Origin of the sequence: Polynucleobacter sp. JS-Fieb-80-E5 (assembly GCF_018882015.1) — a bacterium.
GTDB lineage: Bacteria > Pseudomonadota > Gammaproteobacteria > Burkholderiales > Burkholderiaceae > Polynucleobacter.
Window position 1 is genome coordinate 190,896 of sequence record NZ_JACVPH010000001.1, and the last position, 18,995, is coordinate 209,890.

The window sequence follows — 18,995 nt, forward strand, 5'->3', positions numbered from 1 at the left end:
CAGTCGGTAACTACTAAAAACAGCAGAATCCTGCTGTAAGACCAAAATTATAGCCTATTTGGCAGAAAACTGATACAAATCAGAAGCTTTCGCCCGGATTACGGGGTTTTCTAGGCCCTTTATTGAAGGGTTTGCGCCCTTTTGGTGCGCTACGTTTAGGCCCATTTCCAGGACTCTGGGGGTTGCCCGTCACAAAAGCAGACTGCCCGTGGTGAACTTTGCCGCCTTTACTGCGGTTTTGGCCCTGACCACCTTGACCACCCTGTCCGCCTTGCCCACTGCGACCGCCTTGGCCACCCTGCCCAGGTCTGCCGCCTTGAGTGCGACCCCGGAAAGGTCCACGCCCTTCGCCAGAACCACTGCCGCCACCAGGTTTTCCACCTCTACCCTGATGCGTTAGGCCGTTATGGCCACTAGCAAGGGTTAGAGCATCACGGGATCCCCAGTAGGAAACGGAGGTTTGCATTGGATCCGGCTGGAAATCTTCTCCAACTGGACGACGATCACGGTTATTCGAATTAGCGTTAGGGTTGCGACCCTTATCTTGAGGTTGTGGCATTTTTAAACCAGCAGACTTCATCAAGTTATAGATGCCGCCGGCCTCAATCTCTTCCCATTTACCACGTCTGAGGCGTGGAGGTAATAAGAAAATGCCGTAACGAGTTCTAATCAAGCGAGAGACCGTATGACCAACTGCTTCGAACATGCGACGCACTTCGCGATTACGACCCTCACTTAATGCAACGTGATACCAACGGTTAGCACCTTCGCCGCCGCCCATCGCTAGGCGCAAGAATTTTGCTTGGCCATCATCGAGCGTAATGCCACTCTTTAAGAGCGAAGTATTTTCTTGACTCAAGTCACCTAAGATACGCACGGCGTATTCACGCTCGACACCGTAACGGGGATGCATTAAGCGATTTGCTAACTCACCAGAAGTGGTGAACAACAAAAGACCTTCGGTATTAAAGTCCAATCGACCTACCGCGATCCAGCGTCCTTGACGCGGTTTAGGTAAACGATCAAATACGGTTGGACGACCCTCTGGGTCTGACTGGCTAACGATCTCACCTGCCGGCTTGTGATACATGATCACGCGCGGCGGCTTAGTCTGAATCTTGCGATGAACAGGTTTGCCATTGATACGCACTTGATCTGTTGGTCCAATACGCTGACCAATATGCGCTGGTAATCCGTTAACTGATACGCGCCCTTGAATAATCAAGTCTTCCATATCGCGACGGGATCCCATGCCAACATCAGCTAATACCTTGTGCAACTTAACGGTATCTTCATCATCAGCATCATCATCTAAACCATCGAGGTCAGACCAAACTTCATCACGCAAACTGAGTGGGAGATCGTCAACGTTGGCAAACTGCAGACTACTCATTTCCTCATCGGTTGGCACATCTGAATCTTCATCTTCGCGTGAGCGTTGTGCACGTTGCGCGCGACGCTCTGCACCAGTTTGATGAGATACCTCGTTCTCATTCACGCCATCGGGATTTTTTAATTCCTCAACTTCTGGAGCATCTAAAGCCGCGTCAAACTCACCAGAGACAACTGAAGCAAACAAAGCCTCACTCTCAGCTGGATTGGGGGCTAATTTAGAAGATTGGTTATTGCCTTGATTGTTACCACCTTCGCGCGGACCATTGGCATCACCACCTTCACGGCGTGGTCGATCTTTATTGAATGGGCGCTTCTTATTAAACGGGTGTTTACTGCCTCCGGCACCTTGGCGGCGCGGGCGACGTTCACCACGCTCTCCACCTTCAGACTTTTGGCCATCGGAGTTCGATGGTGCAGCATCTGCATTAGAAGGGGTTGCCGATGGATTTACTACCGGGGATGAATCGTTTTCGTTAGAGCTTGTCATTAATTATTATTTTGTTTCGTCTGGGTTGTCTTCAGACTCAGGGGTAACTTCTTTAGCCTCTTCTTCAGAAACCTCAATACTGGTTTCTTCTAAAGTTGCTTCGGTTGTCTCTTCGTCAATCTCGCTCACCTCTTGAGCATCCGCATCAATCACTACTGTCTCCACAGTGGCAGATGGGTCAAACTCCATAACTGCTTGGCCTAATTGCGCTGCAGCAGCCATTGGCGCCGCATCCTCCAAAATCGGCAAGCTTTGCAAATTGGTCAGACTGAGATCATCTAAAAATTGTTTGGTGGTGGCATACAAGCCTGGGCGACCAATAGTTTCTTTATGACCAATTACCTCAACCCAACCACGATCTTCTAATTGCTTCATTACGTTACTACTCACAGCAACACCACGAATTTCCTCGATCTCACCACGGGTTACAGGTTGGCGGTAAGCGATGATAGCTAAAGTTTCCATAACAGCACGTGAATACTTCGGCGGCTTTTCTGGAGTTAGGCGATCAAGGTACTCACGCATCGAAAGACGGCTTTGAAAACGCCAGCCAGTTGCGATATGCACCAATTCCATACCCTTGTCATCCCAAGCGCGTTGCAGCTCGACTAATGCTTCATCGATATCTGCCGTAGTGATGTCTTCTATAAATAAGCGAGACAAATCAGCAACGGTGAGTGGTTCCTGTGCGCACAGGAGGGCTGTTTCAATGACGCGCTTATTGTGATCGTCCATAAAATTCGGGCTACCAGGAGTGATCCTGACTAGGCTTTAAAAGGTATTTAGTAATGGGTTTTGGTGTTCTCAAGCTACTACGGACAATCCATCTCATCAATTCTTCTTGGGATATGCCCGCGCTGAAACGAAGTACTTTTCGTTCACCTTGCACCCATTATAAGGTAGGCTCAATACAATAGCCACATGCACAAGAATTCCACCAAACCCCCTTTATCCATGCCTCAGGTCATCCATTCCTTGGAGCGCCGTCGACTCCTCAGCCTCGGAATTGGCATAGGAGCCCTCCTTGGGGGTGCAGGTTTGAGCTCTTGCAGCCTTGTTGGGAGTAAAAAACCTGTGGTTGGCCTAGTTCTAGGCGCTGGAGCAGCTCGAGGTTTTGCTCACGTGGGCGTCATCAAGACATTAGAAGCCCAAGGCATCAGACCCGATATTGTTGTTGGTAGTAGCGCTGGCAGCGTGATTGCCACTCTACTAGCATCAGGTGCTACTGGGAATGATCTCAATCGCTTAGCCCTCAATCTAGATGAGGCCACGATTGCCGACTGGGGCCTCCCATTTGCTGGCCGATTTGGCGGACTCATCAAGGGTGATGCCCTGCAAAATATGGTGAATCGAGAAGTGCAAAATAAATCGATTGAACAAATGCGCATCCCCTTAGGAATTGTTGCTACTGAATTGCAATCTGGCCAAGGGGTTCTATTTAGAACAGGCAATACCGGTTTAGCCGTTCGCGCATCTTGCAGCGTACCCGGAGTATTTCAGCCGGCAGTGATCAGCGGCAAAGAATATGTCGATGGCGGTTTGGTGGCGCCAGTACCAGTCAGTTATGCAAGACAGATGGGGGCAACCTTAGTGATTGCAGTAAATATTTCTTCCGAGCCGGTTCATCAAGATGCCAGCGGAACCTTAGGTGTTTTGCAGCAAACTATTTCTATCATGCAGAGAAGCATCAATCAATACGAGCTCAAGAGTGCTGATATCGTGATTCAGCCGCAGTTAAAACAAATGGGTAGCGGTGATTTCAAATCTAGAAATGCCGCCATACTCGCTGGCGAAGTTGCTGCGCAAGAGCAAATGGGTTTGATTAAAGAGAAGCTGAAAGGCTAGCAACCGTCAGGCTGCAGAGCGCTTGATTAAAGGCTGCGTGAATTACGCTTAAGATTTTTGACTTCGTTAAGAAGCTCTTGACGCTCAGAGTCATCGAGATTGTCGCTACCATCTAAACGACGTGCCCCGTCAAAACGTTTATCCCAATAGAGGCTACCGAGATCATCCACTCGAACATTGGTGCCTTTGGAAGGTGAGTGAATGAATTTGTTATCGCCCACATAAATTCCGACGTGAGAAAAAGTGAGTCGCATCGTATTAAAAAATACAAGATCTCCTGGCTGCAATTCTTCACGGGTAATCGGCTTACCAACACGACTCATTTGCGTTGACTTGCGTGGCAATAAGAATCCCAGCTTATCTTTAAAGACATAGCCAACAAAGCTACTGCCATCTAATCCAGACTGCGGTAATTCTGTATCCCAGCGATAGCGCACGCCAATAACTTCCATAGCGCGGTTAATTAATTCCTCTGATTTGCCAGTCACGGTATCGGCCAAGCGGTCTGATACTCGGGCAATGTAAGAGCGCCCTGCTTGGAACATACTTTCCTTAGGAACCACCGCATCGGAGGATGCCTCTACCGCCGTATCAACCGCATAGGCAGATACAGAGATGATGGTGCCTAAACCTAGGCCCAGCAGTTTCAAAAGAAGTGCTTTTTTCAATGACATCGGATCAGTTTAACAAAGAACCTTCAATTAACCAAGTCTTCACTCTATGCTTAAGTCTTTGTTTATAAAGATAATATTGCCTTATATCAGGGCAAATGCACCAAATTAGCCCATTCAAGAGGGTTTTGATCTGCTATCTAAGTCAGCTCTGCAGCTGCAAATAGCTCCCTGGTATAGGTCTGACGGGGATGCTTAATGAGGGTTTCGGTATCGCCAAATTCCACTACCTTGCCCCCCTTGAGAACCATCACTTCGTGAGACATTGCTCTAATCACTGCTAGGTCGTGACTAATCATGAGATAGGCCAAGTTGTACTTTTTTTGCAGCTCGGTCAATAACGCAAGCACCTGTTTTTGAATCGAGACATCCAATGCCGAGGTGGGCTCATCTAGTACCAAAATTTGTGGACGCAAAATTAAGGCACGCGCAATCGCAATTCTTTGGCGCTGCCCTCCAGAAAATTCATGGGGGTAGCGCAATAGCGCAGAACGATCTAAACCCACTTCTTTGAGCATATCCACTACACGTGTCTCACGTTCTGCAGTAGACAGTTTCGGAAAATGCACATCCAAGCCCTCAGAAATAATCTGCAATACGTTCATGCGCGGTGACAGCGAGCCAAAGGGATCCTGAAAGATCACCTGCAAGCTAGAACGCATCGCACGTCGCTCAATAGGCTTGAGTGTTTGCCAATCGCTGCCAAGCACATCAACATTGCCAGTCACTTCTGCCATTGAATCACCCAGCAAACCGAGCACAGCCATACCTAGAGTGGTTTTGCCAGAGCCTGATTCGCCAATGACACCGATAGTCTGACCTTGCTTTAATGCAAAGCTGACTTTTTTCAACACTTTATGTGATGGCGCTTTTTTAAACCAAGAGACTGACTCTGCGCTCGGGTAAGCAACCGATAGATCCTCTGTTTTCAACAACACTGGAGCTAATGGCATCAAAGGTGCCAGGTCACGTACCGGTTCACTATTAACCAAGGCGCGCGTATAAGGATCCTCTGGGTGTTCAAACACTTGTTTGGTTGGCCCAGCCTCCATCAAGTTACCTTGATTGAGCACAGCTACACGTTGTGCAAAATGCTTCACCAAATTGAGATCATGGGTGATCAACAGAATGCCCATACCACCATGATCTTTGGATTCCTCTTGGAGCTCTTTGAGTAAATCCAAGATTTGCAAACGCAAACTCACATCTAAAGCTGTCGTAGGCTCATCGGCAATCAGTAGTCGTGGCTTACACGCCAAAGCCATCGCAATCATGGCGCGCTGTCTTTGGCCGCCCGAGAGTTGATGTGGATAAGAATGAAAGCGGCGCTCAGGCTCAGGTATTCCCGTCTTACGAAGCAAATCAATTGCGGCATCAATCGAATCCGCTTTAGATATCAAAGGTTGATAGATCTGCACTGCTTCAATAATTTGATTGCCCACAGTAAAGAGCGGGTTCAAGGCCGTCATCGGCTCCTGAAACACCATCGCAATTTCGCGACCACGAATCTCCCGAATATCTTGGATAGACATCGAGAGCAAGTCTACTGTGCCCTTCCCATCTTTTTTATTCCACAGAATCTTTCCAGAGACTTTGGCGCCCTCGGGCTCTAAACGTAATGGCGCCAATGCAGTCAGCGTCTTACCTGAGCCGGATTCCCCAACCAATGCCACACGCTCACCAATGCCGATTTCTAAATCAAGATGATTGACCGCAAACTTTTCACGGCGACCCGTTCCAAATGAAATGCACAGATCCTCATAACGAAGCAAACTCATGAGCGACCTCCGCTCATTACGCCAGCCTTACGAGAATCAAAAGCATTACGCAATGCTTCACCCATAAAAGTTAATAGCAACAGAGTTGCCACCAAGACAACAAAGGTTGAGAGAGAGATCCACCAGGCATCAAGATTGCTTTTACCTTGAGAGAGTAGTTCGCCTAAGCTTGGAGTGCCCGGGGGTACACCCAAGCCTAAAAAGTCCAAACTGGTTAAGGACAAAATGGCGGCACTCATGCGAAATGGCAAAAAGGTAATCACTGGCGTCAAACTATTAGGAAGGATGTGACGCCACATGATTTGTAAATTGGTTAAACCCAATGCTCTTGCTGCACGCACATATTCCAGAGCGCGATTACGAAAAAACTCAGCCCGGACGTAATCCGAGAGGCCCATCCAACCAAAAGCGGCCAACAAAATAATCAGTAGGGAAACGCTAGGATTAAAGATCGAGGCAAAAATAATGAGCAAGTATAACTCTGGCATAGCTGACCAGATTTCTATGAGGCGCTGCGAGACTAAGTCAAACTTACCTCCAAAGAAGCCCATTAAAGATCCAGTGATGATGCCCACACTCACGCCAACAATCGTTAGTGCAAGACCAAAAAGAATAGATAAGCGGAAACCATAGATCAGGCGAGCCAAAACATCGCGCCCACGATCATCGGTCCCAAACCAGTTCTCCCATGAAGGTGGCGCTGGATTAGGTACTTGTGAAAAATAATTGAGCGTCTCATAGCTATAGTGAATCGGCGGGTAGATTGCCCAGTTTCCATTACTGGTAATGTTCTGACGAATATCGGGATCTAAGAAATCAGTTGGAGTCGCAAAGTCACCACCAAAGACAGTTTCTGGCTGACTCTTCACAATCGGAAAATAGAAATGGCCTTCATAGCGCACCACCAAAGGCTTGTCATTCGCAATCAATTCAGCACACATCGATAAACCAAACAGGACCATGAAGATCCACAGGCTTGCATACCCCATGCGACTATTCTTGAAGCGCTGCCAACGACTCATGAGCCGCCTCCTGCACCAAATTGAATACGTGGGTCCACATAAACATAGCAAAGATCCGAGATTAACTTGGTGAATAAGCCAATGAGAGTGAATAAGTACAGAGTGCCAAAGACCACCGGATAGTCACGTCGCATCACGGATTCATATGAAAGTAAGCCAAGCCCGTCTAATGAGAACAGCGTTTCAATTAAAAGCGAGCCAGTAAAAAATGCACCGATAAATGCAGCCGGGAATCCTGTCACTAAAGGCAAGAGTGCGTTACGGAATACATGCTTCCATAGCACTTGCTTTTCAGTAAGCCCCTTTGCGCGCGCAGTCAAAACATACTGCTTACGAATTTCTTCCAAAAAGGAATTTTTAGTCAACATGGTTACTACGGCAAAGCTACCTAAAACAGAGGCGGTAATCGGCAACACTAAATGCCACAAGTAATCCATGATCTTGCCAAGCAAACTCAGATCACTCCAATTATCCGAAGTAAGGCCTCGTAGCGGAAAAAGTTGCAAGAAACTACCTCCGCCAAAAAGCACCAGCAATAAGACACCCAATACAAAACCAGGAATCGCATAACCCACTAAGATCATGCTGCTGGTGACGGCATCAAAACGTGAACCATCGCGTACTGCTTTGGCTATTCCTAAGGGTATGGAAACTAAATACGTAATGAAGAAGGTCCACAGTCCGATGCTGATCGAGACTGGCAACTTAGAGACCACTAAAGTCCAAACGCTTTCGTGTTGGTAATAGCTTTCACCTAAGTCAAATCTGGCAAAGCGGCCTAACATCATGAAATAGCGTTCAAGAGGTGGCTTATCGAAACCATATAATGCTTTCACTTCCTCTAAACGCTGTGCATCGACACCTTGACGGCCGCGATAGGTTGATCCGGATCCGGAGGACTCGGAGCCGCCTGTTGCAGCACCACCCTTCCCTTTTAACTCCAATACCATTTGCTCTACTGGACCACCTGGAACAAATTGCACTACTGCAAAGGTAAGAGTTAGCACCCCCAAGATTGTCGGAATCATCAAGAGCAAACGTTTAAAAATGTAAGCGCGCATTTGACCTTGCATTATTTAGCCTCTTCTTTCCACCAGTTTTGCATGATCCATGCCTCGGCTGAGTAATACAAAGGAGGTTCTGGATAACGCATCTCGTGGCGGAAGGCAACGCGATGGGTTGGGTTGTACCACTGCGGCACAACGTAATAACTATTCCACAGAACTCTATCTAGGGCTCTCGTTGCAGTTCTTAACTGTTCCCGATTTTGTGCTTTGGTAATTTCATCAATCAAAGCATCCACCACGGGAGATTGCACACCAATCACATTATCAGAGCCTTTTTCTTTGGCAGCCTGACTGCCAAAGCGGTCCCAGAGTTCATTGCCTGGATTTTGAGAGTCCTGAAATCTGACGGTGGTCATATCAAAATCGTATTCATTCATGCGCTTTTGATGCAAAGCAAAATCGCTGGTCCGAATATCTACTTGTACTCCCAGCTTTTCTAAGTTGCGTACATAAGCAGAAATCACCCTCAAGAAGAATCCGCCATCTTCCACAATCTCAAAACGAAATGGCTCACCCTTTTCATTACGCAATGCACCGTCACGATATTGCCAGCCCGCATGAAGAAGGAGCTCACGGGCTTTCTTTAAATTCTGGCGTAGGCTCCCAGGAGGCTGGGTTGATGGCGCCTCAGGCATTGGGCCAAAGACGGCATCCGGAACCCACTGTGGGTATTTTGCTTTTAAGGGCTTGAGAAGCTTTAACTCTGACTCTGTAGGTTTGCGAGGACCATCAAAGTTGGCACTCAAATCACTGTTGGTGAAATAACTATTGATACGGCTGTACTGATCAAAAAATATTTGGCGATTGAGCCATTCAAAATCAAGCGCATAGCCTAAAGCTTCGCGCACACGCACATCTTTAAAAATAGGACGTCGCACATTCATTGCGAAACCTTGCATGCCAGCGCCATTGTGATTTAGGAATGCTTTCTTTAAGAGAACACCTTGATCAAACTTAGAGCCCACATACCCTTTAGCCCAAATCTTGGCGCGATACTCAACCAGAGCATCAAACTCCCCCGCTTTAAAGGCTTCCAGCCTAACAGCATCGTCGCTGTAAAGCTTATAAAGGACTCGATCAAAGTTATAAAAGCCAACGCGGATATTTAAGGGTTTTCCGAGTTGATCAGCCCAATAGTTTGGGTTCTTTTTAAAAACAATCGATTTACCTGCTTTGAAAGATTCAATCAAATAAGGCCCGCTACCAATTGGAGTTTCAAAAGCGAGCTTCTCAAATGGAATCACCGTTCCATCTGCTTGCTTACCCCAGTTCCGCGAGAACACTGGGAATGTTCCTGCCAGGATGGGTAGTTCAGTGTTGTCATTCTTAAAGTCGAAGCGAATAGACCGATCAGATAAAACAACTGCCTCTTTAATATCGGCAAATGTAGTTTTATAACGCGGGTGCGCTTTACCGCTCATCAAGGTATCAAAACTATATTTAACGTCAGCAGCCAAGACTGGGCTACCATCTGAAAATTTTGCCTCAGATCGAAGATGGAAGGTGGCCGACTTGTGATCTTTGGCTACCTGAATATCGTCTGCCAATAAACCGTAAATACTAGAGACCTCATCAGCACTTCCTTCGGCCAATGACTCAAACATCAATTCAATACCGGGAGCGGTGATACCTCTCAGGGTAAATGGATTGAATTTATCAAAGCTCGTTCTTTGCCCTGGGTTTGGTAAGACCAGGGTTCCACCGCGGGGAGCATTGGGATTAACGTAATCAAAATGGGCAAATCCATCGGGATATTTAGGCTTGCCGTATTGTGCAATCCCTTGTCCTGCCAGAGCTATATTGGCCCCTAGCCCCGCTAGCAGGGCTAGCAGCAATAAATAGGCAATTTGTCGAATGGGCTTTAAGGTGGGCATATATGCAACAATTGTAGATAGCTAATCATATTTGAAGTAAAGGACACAACATGGGCTTTCTCACCGGCAAAAAAATCCTCATTACCGGCCTCCTCTCTAACCGTTCTATTGCCTATGGCATAGCCAAGGCTTGCCACCGCGAAGGTGCCGAACTAGCCTTTACCTATGTAGGTGAGCGCTTTAAGGACCGTATCGTTGATTTTGCAAAAGAATTCAATACCGAACTCATTTTTGACTGCGATGTGGGTAGCGATGAGCAAATCAGCGCCCTTTTTAAGGATTTAGCTAAATCCTGGCCCCAATTTGATGGTTTTGTACACGCGATTGGTTTTGCGCCACGCGAAGCAATTGCTGGCGATTTCTTGGAAGGCCTTTCTCGTGAAGGCTTCAAGATTGCGCACGACATTTCTGCTTACAGCTTCCCAGCAATGGCAAAAGAAGCGCTCCCGATGTTGCGTGACAAATCTTCATTGCTCACATTGACTTATTTAGGATCCATGAAGAATGTTCCTAACTACAACACTATGGGTTTAGCAAAAGCATCGCTTGAAGCATCTGTTCGCTACCTCGCAGGCTCAGTTGGTCCTAAAGGCATTCGCGCTAACGGCATCTCTGCTGGCCCAATTAAAACTTTAGCGGCTTCTGGCATAAAAGGCTTTGGCAAGATTTTGCAAGCGGTTGAGGAAACTGCTCCACTGCGCCGTAATGTGACGATTGATGATGTGGGCAATACTGCTGCATTCTTATTGTCTGACTTAGCAAATGGCATCACCGCTGAAATCATTTACGTTGACAACGGCTTTAGTCAAGTAGTTGGCGGAATGGATGAAGTTTGAGCATTCCACTGCGCGAGGCCCTGAAGTTTTGGGCTAAGCTAGGCTTCATCAGTTTTGGTGGGCCCGCAGGACAGATTGCCGTTCTACACCAAGAATTAGTTGAAAAGCGTCGCTGGATTTCTGAGCGGCGCTTTTTACATGCGCTGAACTACTGCATGCTATTACCAGGGCCAGAGGCCCAACAGCTAGTGACCTATATTGGCTGGCTCATGCACCGCAGTTGGGGCGGTATCCTAGCGGGTACGCTCTTTGTGTTGCCTTCCTTGTTCATTTTGATTGGATTGTCATGGGTATATCTCACCTTCGGACAAGTTCCCTGGATTGCCGCCATCTTTTTTGGCATCAAACCTGCAGTGACTGCAATCGTGTTGCACGCTGCCGTGCGAATTGGTAAACGAACCATTCATAACCTAGCACTTCAATGGATCGCTCTTGGATCTTTTCTAGCCATCTTTATTCTGAATCTCGCTTTTCCCATCATCGTACTGATTGCAGCAGCAATCGGATACTGGGGTGGTAAACGGTATCCAGAATATTTCCAACAAGCTGGTGGGCATAGCACGAAAGAAGCAAAACAATTTGGTAGCGCCATCATTGATGACGACACTCCTACTCCCGAGCACGCCAAATTTACTTATTCAAAAGCGGTGCGTCATAGCCTTGTAGCATTTACTTGCTGGCTACTTCCTATTGGCGCATTGATAGCCATCTTTGACTGGAAGACCTTGTACCCAAATATCGCGTGGTTCTTTACCAAAGCCGCCTTGATGACTTTTGGTGGTGCGTACGCAGTTCTACCCTACGTATACCAAGGAGCGGTCGAACACTTTCATTGGCTCAGTGCCAACCAAATGATTGATGGTTTAGCGCTAGGCGAGGCTACGCCAGGCCCACTCATCATGGTAGTGGCTTTTGTTGGTTATCTTGCAGGACATATCCAACACCTCATTGGCAATACCAATCCATTTTGGTTTGGGGTGTTGGGTGCTTGTGTTGCTACTTGGTTTACTTTTTTACCCTCCTTCTTTTTTATCTTAGTAGGCGGTCCGTTAATTGAATCAACGCATGGCAAGCTAGGCTTTACAGCACCGCTAACAGCAATCACAGCAGCAGTCGTTGGCGTCATTGCTAATCTAGGCCTCTTCTTTGCTTATCACGTCTTTTTACCAAGAGGCTTTGGCGGCTCGATCTCTTGGATCTCGATTTTGATCTGCGCTCTAGCTGGTTTAGCTTTATTTAAGTATCAAAAGGGTGTTCTTTCGGTATTGGGCGGGTCAGCAATTGCTGGATTACTCTTCTACTACATCTCTATTTTGATAGGGTGAGTTTTTTCACAAGATTGGCATAATGGAACTTATGCGAATCGAACCTCAAACTATCACCCACCTGCAAGAATGGCTTGGTAAAACCGAGTCTCTGCAAGACACCGTCACAGCAGCCCCCGTGCGCGCACTATCCGCAACCTTGGATCGCGATGATGCTGCACCAAGTAAGGGAACTTTTTTACCTGAGCTGTGGCACTGGCTGTATTTTCTGCCCCACGCCCGCGAATCCGAAATCGGACCTGATGGTCATCCAAAACGTGGTGGCTTTCTTCCGCCGGTTCCGTTACCTCGTCGCATGTGGGCAGGTAGTCGCATTGAATGGTTAAAACCACTTGGCGTTGGCGACGAAATTGAACGCGTTTCCACAATTGAGTCAGTAACCCATAAAGCAGGTCGCACCGGTGATTTAATTTTCGTATTGGTCAATCACAAAATCTCTAACCAGAACGGTCTGGCGATTATTGAAGAGCATGACATTGTGTATCGTGATGCTCCAGGGCCAGACGATAAACCTGTTGCCCCTACTGCTGCGCCTACCGATGCTAAGTGGAGTAAAACAATTACACCTGATGACGTGCTTCTCTTTCGTTATTCAGCATTAACTTTTAATGGCCATCGTATTCACTATGATCGTAAATATGTCACTGAAGTTGAAGGCTATCCAGGCCTCATTGTTCATGGCCCTTTGATTGCAACTCTATTAGTTGATCTCGTGCGCCAAAGCATTCCAGAATGCAAGCTTAAGAGTTTTGAGTTCCGCGCTGTACGCCCTACTTTTGATATCAATATCTTTAAAGTAAATGCCAAGCCGTATCTAGAAAAAGATCCGAGTGGAAAAACTATTTCCATTTGGGCCCAAGATCATGAGGGCTGGCTCACTATGCAAGCCACTGCTGTTCTAGCCTAAACACAAGAAGGTTTACTGATGACCACTCAACACCTTTCTCGCGAGCTAGCTAGCTTTGCGGCCAATTTACAGGCATCAGATATTCCAAGCGACGTCATGAGCCGCGCCGAAGACCTATTAGTCGATTGGTTTGGTTCAGGTATTGCTGGTAAGGGCTCGCGCCCAGTGGAGCTCATTACTCAGTTTGTCCAAAATATGGGTGGGTTTGATGCAACACACGCTGGCCCCTCTGAAGTTTTCGTTTCTCGTAAAACCTCTAGCCCCTTTTTAGCAGCAATGGCTAATGCCGCAGCATCACATGTTGCCGAACAGGATGATGTTCACAATGGCTCAGTTTTTCATCCTGCCACAGTAGTATTTCCACCTGCGCTTGCTTGTGCACAAGCCATTGGTGCATCTGGTGAAGATTTATTGGTTGCGGCAGTCGCAGGCTACGAGGTAGGTATTCGGGTTGGTGAGTTTTTAGGACGCTCTCATTACAAAGTGTTTCATACCACCGGTACAGCTGGCACATTAGCTGCAGCTGCGGCAGTTGGACGCCTACTCAAACTCAATCCAGATCAAATGCTCCACGCCTTTGGCTCTGCAGGCACGCAATCAGCCGGCCTTTGGGAGTTTCTGCGTGATGCTGCAGACTCCAAGCAACTACACACCGCCCATGCAGCCTCCACCGGCTTAATGTCTGCCTATATTGCGCAAGCTGGCTTTACAGGCGCTGAACATATTCTGGAGGGCAAGCAGGGATTAGCGGCAGGCATGTCAAGCGATAGCGACCCCAGTAAATTGGTTGATCGTTTAGGTACTCGCTGGGCTTTGGCAGAAACAAGCTTTAAGTATTACGCTTCATGTCGTCATACTCACCCCGCTGCAGATGCCCTACTTCAAGTCATGCTGGCAAACAAACTATCGCCCAGCGATATTGCGAAAGTAGAAACCTTGGTTCACCAAGGCGCTATTGATGTATTAGGCCCGGTAACTGACCCTACTACCGTGCATCAGTCTAAATTTTCTATGGGAACGGTGCTCGCTTTGGTTGCATATTACCAATTTGCTGGCTTGCAAGAATTTGATCAGCACTTTCATGATGATGCCATCTGCGCTTTCCGTGAGCGTGTCTCTATGACGCTAGATCCAGAGGTAGATAGCGCTTATCCGCAACGTTGGATTGGCAAAGTCAAAGTTCACTTGAACAATGGACAAATTCTGGAGGGTCGCGTAGACGAACCTAAAGGCGACCCTAGCAATACCCTATCTCGCGCAGAAATTACCGATAAAGCAATGCGCCTAGCCGCTTTTAGCGGGGGCGCTAACCCAAAAGAGATGAGCAAAGCAATTGATCTCTTGTGGAATATCCGCAAACAAGCCAAGATAGGCTTTCTACTGCCATCCACATAAGTAAACCCACCACTCGCTCCCTTATTCTCTAGATTGATATGAATCCACTCGAAACGCCACTAGGCTTTAGCACTAACTTTCTATTTGTACCAGGCACACGTCCTGAACGTTTTATGAAAGCCCTCGATAGTGGTGCTAGCGGCGTTGTCTTGGATTTAGAAGATGCCGTTGCGGAGGAAGACAAAGAGAGTGCACGTGACTCCATTCGCACCGCATGGCCTAGCTTTAGTCCTGAGCAAAAGAAGCGTCTAGTTATTCGTATAAACTCACCTGGTAGTAAATTTTATTCAGCTGACCTGATCCTCGCTCAACAACTTGAAGTTGCCTGCCTATTAATTCCGAAGAGCGAATCGCTCGACCAAATTAATGGAGCCGCCCTCATACTCCCCAATACTGCAATTATTCCCATGATTGAAACGGCAATTGGCCTGGATAAACTAAAAGAAATTGCAAACTCCAATCAAGTCATTCGCCTTGCTTTGGGTAATTTAGATTTACAAGCGGATCTGGGCATGGCCTGCGACCGCCAAGAGACCGAACTGCAAACTGCGCGTTTTCAGATCGTTTTAGCATCACGACTTGCACAGATTGCCCCTCCTATTGATGGGGTTACACCCTCCACTGACGACATTGAGCGCATTACCGACGACGCAGAACGCGCAAAGCGTATGGGTTTTGGCGGAAAACTCTGTATTCACCCAAAACAAGTGGCTATCGTCATCAAGGCATTTACACCAACTGAAGAAGAACTAGCCTGGGCCCAACGGGTGGTTGAGGCAGACATGGCCTCCAAGGGTAGCGCTGTAAAGCTAGATGGCCGTATGATTGATCGACCCGTGGTGCTACTAGCCAAAAGAACCCTGGCAATTGCTGGTAAACACTAAGAGTTTCCTCTGTCTAAAGAGCTGCAAAACTGGCAAAATAACCCTGAGTTGTTTTGCACTCATATAATTTTTATAACTACTACTAGAGACTAAAATGAAATTACGTCAATCGCTATTTGCCGGTTTCTATGCAATCGCCACCCTGGGATTTATTGCAGGTAATGCGTTAGCTGCAGATCCTTATCCAAATAAGCCCGTCACCTTAGTTGTGCCATTTGCTGCTGGCGGACCTACAGACGCTGTTGCTCGTCTGATTGCCGTGCCTATGGGTAAAGAATTGGGCCAAACCGTTATTGTTGAAAATACTGTTGGTGCTGGTGGCACCATTGCGGCTACCCGTGTTGCGCGCTCCGCTCCAGATGGCTACATGATTTTTATTCATCACATGGGCATGGCTACTGCGCCGGCTTTGTATAAAAAATTGAACTTTGACCCGATGAAAGACTTTGAATACATCGGCCAAGTCGTGGATGTGCCAATGGTGCTTTTGGGTCGCAAGAATTTCCCACCAAACAACTTTAAAGAATTAGAGACCTACATCAAGGCCAATAAGGATAAAGTGACACTGGCTAATGCTGGTCCTGGTGCGGTATCTCAGTTATGTGGCCTTTTATTTATGTCGCGCGAAGGCGTGGAATTAACAACCGTTCCCTACAAAGGAACTGGCCCAGCATTAACCGATTTGCTTGGTGGTCAGGTTGACCTACTCTGCGATCAGACCACACAGACTGTTCCTTATATTAAAGATGGCTTAGTAAAGGCCTATGGTGTTACCACTCCAAAACGTCTGCCAGCCTTACCGAACATACCCACCTTGGATGAGCAAGGCTTGAAAGGTTTTGAAGTAAAAGTTTGGCACGGTATGTATGTCTCTAAAGGCACACCTCCAGCAGTTGTCAATAAAATCAATAAGGCTCTTAACGTTGCTTTGAATGACCCTGAAGTAAAGGCTCGTTTAGCCGAGTCCAATATTGAAATTGTTTCACCAGCTAAGAGAACTCCAAAAGGCTTGCAAGAACATCTTGAAGCTGAGATTAATAAATGGGGTCCTGTAATTCGTAAGGCTGGAGCCTATGCTGATTAAGGGCTTACCTTAGAAATAAAAAAGCCAGCATCTCGCTGGCTTTTTTATTGTGCTGCGTTCTTATTTACAGGGGTAATTATCAGTAAAGAAACGCATTAAAGTTTTGGCTGCTTTCTCTTTATTAAACTGAGGGTTTGCCCTGGTCCACGCCAGGAACTTTTGCAAGACCTCATTACGAGTCTCGCTCTTATTTACAAAGCAAATGGCTGGCTTGGCATCTGGACGACGATTCGCCAAGTATCCTTGATACACTCCTTCGCCAAAGCCAAAACAAAAACTTCGGCCTTGCTCATCATCAGGATTTTTGCAGAGCTCAACAAATGCAGCAGTACTAGCATCATCCACCGGGAGATCCTTCTGCGCAAATGCACTTGGAGCAAAGGAAAGGGTGGATGCAATAAGTACGAATGTTGCTATGAATGTTTTCATGATTCTTTTCTCTCAATAAAGGTTAACGCCTAAAACCGCTCATGTGCCCACCACCAAAGCCACTCATATGGCTTCCACCGCCTCCACCGCCACCAAATCCACCCATATGTCCGCCACCACCACCGGCAAATCCACCCATATGACCACCGCCAAATCCACCATCTCGCCCACCCTCATCAAAGCTACGTGAGCGATCTTGATTGCCATCAAAGCGTGCCTGATCTCGCAAAGCGTTTTCTTGAGCGGCCTCGCGATAGATATTGGGATTAGATCTATCCATCTGGGCATCATTGCGTGCTTCTTGATTTAAACGCGCTGCTTGATTTCTTTCTTCAGGAGTTGCATCTTTCTGAAAAGCATTATTAGCGCGTTGACCATCCATTCTGGCCGCCTGCCTCTCCTCTGGAGTCGCTTTATTTTTCCAGTCGTTCAGCAAGCGCTGCTGGTTAGCAACATTTGCTGGTCCGATAATTGCGCGAGAAGGTATGCGCCCAGATGCATTGATGTTCGTAGAGTTAATCGTGCCATCATTCCAATTGGGTTGCGCCCAAAAATCATCGCCGATCATAAAGCCCACACCAAAAGTCATCAGACCCCAAGCAGGGTCATAGATAGGATATGGTGGGTACTCTGGATAAGGCCATGGCCCATAAACAAGTGTGGGGTTATAGCTTGGGACATAAACTACTTTTGTATTGGCTGGGCCAATCAAGATATTACCGCTTACATCAGTAGTTACAGTAATTTGATTATTAGACTTCAGGGTACCAGCTTGAACAGCCATTTTTCTGAGTGCTTGAACTGCTTTCATGGTGTCTGCTGCCTGGAGCTTGTATGCATTACCTAGATTCTGGGTCCACTCTAATTTTTTACCCATCATATTGAATGCTTTTGGAAATGACATTAAAGATTTAACGCTATCGTTCCAAGATTGGGCCTTGAGTGCATTTTGCAGATCATCGCCCGTCAATGAAGCATTGCTAGTTCGCCAATTATGGGCTTCTGCTACCTCTAACGGATAGGTTGAGGCAAGGAGCATCAACGAAAGCAAAGAATCGGGGTACAGCGCTATTGGGGAAACCAATGACTGCAATTGCTCTGAAGAAATGGTTTGTGGCCCCGCGTTGTAGCCCGCACCACCGTATCCCCCACCTTGTGTATACCCTTGAGGGTAATATCCACTTTCTTGATAAGGACCGGGATTCATAACGCATCCATTGAGAAGAGATCCGAAAGTGATTGTTACTACTGTCAGAAATCCCACTTTCTTACTCAACACAGGAATACTTTGTTGACTTGTCTGCTTCATATCTGCCTCAGCATTGATTTATGTAAATTCAATAACTCACGAGATTCATATTACTTTACAACCTTGCGTTTGATGAGCCCTAACCCGGTCTAAACAAATATCCAGAACGGGCTTTGTCCCTTTTCCTTCTATATACCATGCCGATACAGGCGCACATAGCCCAGATGGCCAAGAATGGATCCAGCAAGTAATCCCAAAGATTGGCAGACTCATGCCAATGGAGTGTCCAAGCCAGAATGGCGATAGCAATAACCCATACGCCCTTCGTCCAACTTGCCAAGCCACACACTAAAGCAAAAAATAGGACCGCAACTAAAAATGAAATAGATCCGTAACCCCATGCATAAGGATCGGCCATTCCCAAGCCCAAGGCAAATGGATAAAAACATAATGCGATGATTGCCACGGCAAATTTGAAAACAATCGGTGCGGGCTTATTGGCTGGTAGCAATGAGATCCACAACAATAAAGTCAACACGATGCTCAGATCACCAGTCAAGCCACGCACATAGGCAACCAAGGGTAAGTTCATACCTAACGGCCAAAATAGAATATTTCCCATCAGAAGGGTTAAAAATACTTTGATAGCAAATGGAAAAGTATTTGGAGAAAACTTTTGCAAGATCCAAACACCCACTACCGCACAAGAAATAGACAATTCAATCAAAGCTATGATTTGCATAAACT

At 46.9% G+C, this 18,995-nt stretch carries 17 protein-coding genes; 7 read left to right on the top strand and 10 right to left on the bottom strand.

Annotated elements, in window-relative coordinates:
- Positions 1-79: 79 nt before the first annotated feature.
- A complete protein-coding gene (locus ICN44_RS00830; protein WP_216262080.1) occupies positions 80-1,882 on the bottom strand; it encodes a pseudouridine synthase in 1,803 nt (600 codons plus the stop codon).
- Between the two features lie 6 nt (positions 1,883-1,888).
- Complete coding sequence (gene scpB / locus ICN44_RS00835) at positions 1,889-2,617, bottom strand: SMC-Scp complex subunit ScpB (protein ID WP_216262081.1); 729 nt, start codon at positions 2,615-2,617, stop codon at positions 1,889-1,891.
- Between the two features lie 186 nt (positions 2,618-2,803).
- On the opposite strand from scpB, the gene ICN44_RS00840 reads away from it, so the two are divergent.
- A complete protein-coding gene (locus ICN44_RS00840; RefSeq protein WP_216262083.1) occupies positions 2,804-3,727 on the top strand; it encodes a patatin-like phospholipase family protein in 924 nt (307 codons plus the stop codon).
- A 26-nt stretch (positions 3,728-3,753) separates the two neighbouring features.
- On the opposite strand, the gene ICN44_RS00845 is transcribed toward ICN44_RS00840, so the two are convergent.
- From ICN44_RS00845 to ICN44_RS00865, 5 genes are all read right to left on the bottom strand, one after another.
- Entirely contained in the window at positions 3,754-4,401 is a 648-nt protein-coding gene (locus tag ICN44_RS00845) for a C40 family peptidase (protein ID WP_216262084.1), read from the bottom strand.
- Positions 4,402-4,538: 137 nt separating this feature from the next.
- Positions 4,539-6,176, bottom strand: coding sequence for an ABC transporter ATP-binding protein (locus ICN44_RS00850; RefSeq protein ID WP_216262086.1), 1,638 nt, complete (start codon positions 6,174-6,176; stop codon positions 4,539-4,541).
- Complete coding sequence (locus ICN44_RS00855; RefSeq protein ID WP_216262088.1) at positions 6,173-7,198, bottom strand: ABC transporter permease; 1,026 nt, start codon at positions 7,196-7,198, stop codon at positions 6,173-6,175. The genes ICN44_RS00850 and ICN44_RS00855 overlap by 4 nt, the downstream gene beginning before the upstream one ends.
- Positions 7,195-8,259: a microcin C ABC transporter permease YejB gene (locus tag ICN44_RS00860; protein WP_216262638.1), complete on the bottom strand. Its 1,065-nt coding sequence runs from the start codon at positions 8,257-8,259 to the stop codon at positions 7,195-7,197. The genes ICN44_RS00855 and ICN44_RS00860 overlap by 4 nt, the downstream gene beginning before the upstream one ends.
- Before the next feature lie 11 nt (positions 8,260-8,270).
- Entirely contained in the window at positions 8,271-10,139 is a 1,869-nt protein-coding gene (locus ICN44_RS00865) for an extracellular solute-binding protein (RefSeq protein ID WP_216262090.1), read from the bottom strand.
- Between the two features lie 50 nt (positions 10,140-10,189).
- On the opposite strand from ICN44_RS00865, the gene fabI reads away from it, so the two are divergent.
- The 6 genes from fabI (at position 10,190) to ICN44_RS00895 (ending at position 16,570) form a co-directional block, all read left to right on the top strand.
- Positions 10,190-10,975 (top strand): enoyl-ACP reductase FabI, encoded by a 786-nt coding sequence (gene fabI, locus ICN44_RS00870; protein ID WP_072583474.1) that lies wholly within the window; start codon positions 10,190-10,192, stop codon positions 10,973-10,975.
- The gene (chrA, locus tag ICN44_RS00875) at positions 10,972-12,300 is read left to right on the top strand and encodes a chromate efflux transporter (RefSeq protein ID WP_216262092.1); all 1,329 of its coding nucleotides are present in this window, start codon (positions 10,972-10,974) and stop codon (positions 12,298-12,300) included. The genes fabI and chrA overlap by 4 nt, the downstream gene beginning before the upstream one ends.
- 22 nt (positions 12,301-12,322) lie before the next feature.
- Complete coding sequence (locus tag ICN44_RS00880) at positions 12,323-13,207, top strand: MaoC family dehydratase N-terminal domain-containing protein (protein ID WP_216262094.1); 885 nt, start codon at positions 12,323-12,325, stop codon at positions 13,205-13,207.
- An 18-nt stretch (positions 13,208-13,225) separates the two neighbouring features.
- Complete coding sequence (locus ICN44_RS00885; protein ID WP_216262096.1) at positions 13,226-14,602, top strand: MmgE/PrpD family protein; 1,377 nt, start codon at positions 13,226-13,228, stop codon at positions 14,600-14,602.
- Positions 14,603-14,640: 38 nt separating this feature from the next.
- Positions 14,641-15,486, top strand: a complete 846-nt coding sequence (locus ICN44_RS00890; protein WP_216262098.1) for a CoA ester lyase — start codon at positions 14,641-14,643, stop codon at positions 15,484-15,486.
- Between the two features lie 94 nt (positions 15,487-15,580).
- Positions 15,581-16,570, top strand: a complete 990-nt coding sequence (locus ICN44_RS00895; RefSeq protein ID WP_216262100.1) for a tripartite tricarboxylate transporter substrate binding protein BugD — start codon at positions 15,581-15,583, stop codon at positions 16,568-16,570.
- Between the two features lie 60 nt (positions 16,571-16,630).
- Here ICN44_RS00895 and ICN44_RS00900 read toward each other — a convergent pair whose 3' ends face one another.
- The 3 genes from ICN44_RS00900 to ICN44_RS00910 all read right to left on the bottom strand — a co-directional run bounded on the left by ICN44_RS00900 (position 16,631) and on the right by ICN44_RS00910 (position 18,990).
- Positions 16,631-16,999, bottom strand: a complete 369-nt coding sequence (locus ICN44_RS00900) for a Rap1a/Tai family immunity protein (protein WP_216262102.1) — start codon at positions 16,997-16,999, stop codon at positions 16,631-16,633.
- A gap of 22 nt (positions 17,000-17,021) precedes the next feature.
- Entirely contained in the window at positions 17,022-18,308 is a 1,287-nt protein-coding gene (locus tag ICN44_RS00905) for a DUF3300 domain-containing protein (RefSeq protein WP_216262104.1), read from the bottom strand.
- A gap of 79 nt (positions 18,309-18,387) precedes the next feature.
- On the bottom strand, positions 18,388-18,990 hold the full coding sequence (locus tag ICN44_RS00910; RefSeq protein WP_255537311.1) for a hypothetical protein: 603 nt from the start codon (positions 18,988-18,990) through the stop codon (positions 18,388-18,390).
- Between the last annotated feature and the right edge of the window lie 5 nt (positions 18,991-18,995).

Excerpts from the sequence above, each read along its gene's own strand:
- ICN44_RS00830 (WP_216262080.1), bottom strand. The coding sequence starts at position 1,882 with ATGACAAGCTCTAACGAAAACGATTCATCCCCGGTAGTAAATCCATCG.
- scpB (WP_216262081.1), bottom strand. The coding sequence starts at position 2,617 with ATGGACGATCACAATAAGCGCGTCATTGAAACAGCCCTCCTGTGCGCA.
- ICN44_RS00840 (WP_216262083.1), top strand. The coding sequence starts at position 2,804 with ATGCACAAGAATTCCACCAAACCCCCTTTATCCATGCCTCAGGTCATC.
- ICN44_RS00845 (WP_216262084.1), bottom strand. The coding sequence starts at position 4,401 with ATGTCATTGAAAAAAGCACTTCTTTTGAAACTGCTGGGCCTAGGTTTA.
- ICN44_RS00850 (WP_216262086.1), bottom strand. The coding sequence starts at position 6,176 with ATGAGTTTGCTTCGTTATGAGGATCTGTGCATTTCATTTGGAACGGGT.
- ICN44_RS00855 (WP_216262088.1), bottom strand. The coding sequence starts at position 7,198 with ATGAGTCGTTGGCAGCGCTTCAAGAATAGTCGCATGGGGTATGCAAGC.
- ICN44_RS00860 (WP_216262638.1), bottom strand. The coding sequence starts at position 8,259 with ATGCGCGCTTACATTTTTAAACGTTTGCTCTTGATGATTCCGACAATC.
- ICN44_RS00865 (WP_216262090.1), bottom strand. The coding sequence starts at position 10,139 with ATGCCCACCTTAAAGCCCATTCGACAAATTGCCTATTTATTGCTGCTA.
- fabI (WP_072583474.1), top strand. The coding sequence starts at position 10,190 with ATGGGCTTTCTCACCGGCAAAAAAATCCTCATTACCGGCCTCCTCTCT.
- ICN44_RS00880 (WP_216262094.1), top strand. The coding sequence starts at position 12,323 with ATGGAACTTATGCGAATCGAACCTCAAACTATCACCCACCTGCAAGAA.
- ICN44_RS00885 (WP_216262096.1), top strand. The coding sequence starts at position 13,226 with ATGACCACTCAACACCTTTCTCGCGAGCTAGCTAGCTTTGCGGCCAAT.
- ICN44_RS00890 (WP_216262098.1), top strand. The coding sequence starts at position 14,641 with ATGAATCCACTCGAAACGCCACTAGGCTTTAGCACTAACTTTCTATTT.
- ICN44_RS00895 (WP_216262100.1), top strand. The coding sequence starts at position 15,581 with ATGAAATTACGTCAATCGCTATTTGCCGGTTTCTATGCAATCGCCACC.
- ICN44_RS00900 (WP_216262102.1), bottom strand. The coding sequence starts at position 16,999 with ATGAAAACATTCATAGCAACATTCGTACTTATTGCATCCACCCTTTCC.
- ICN44_RS00905 (WP_216262104.1), bottom strand. The coding sequence starts at position 18,308 with ATGAAGCAGACAAGTCAACAAAGTATTCCTGTGTTGAGTAAGAAAGTG.
- ICN44_RS00910 (WP_255537311.1), bottom strand. The coding sequence starts at position 18,990 with ATGCAAATCATAGCTTTGATTGAATTGTCTATTTCTTGTGCGGTAGTG.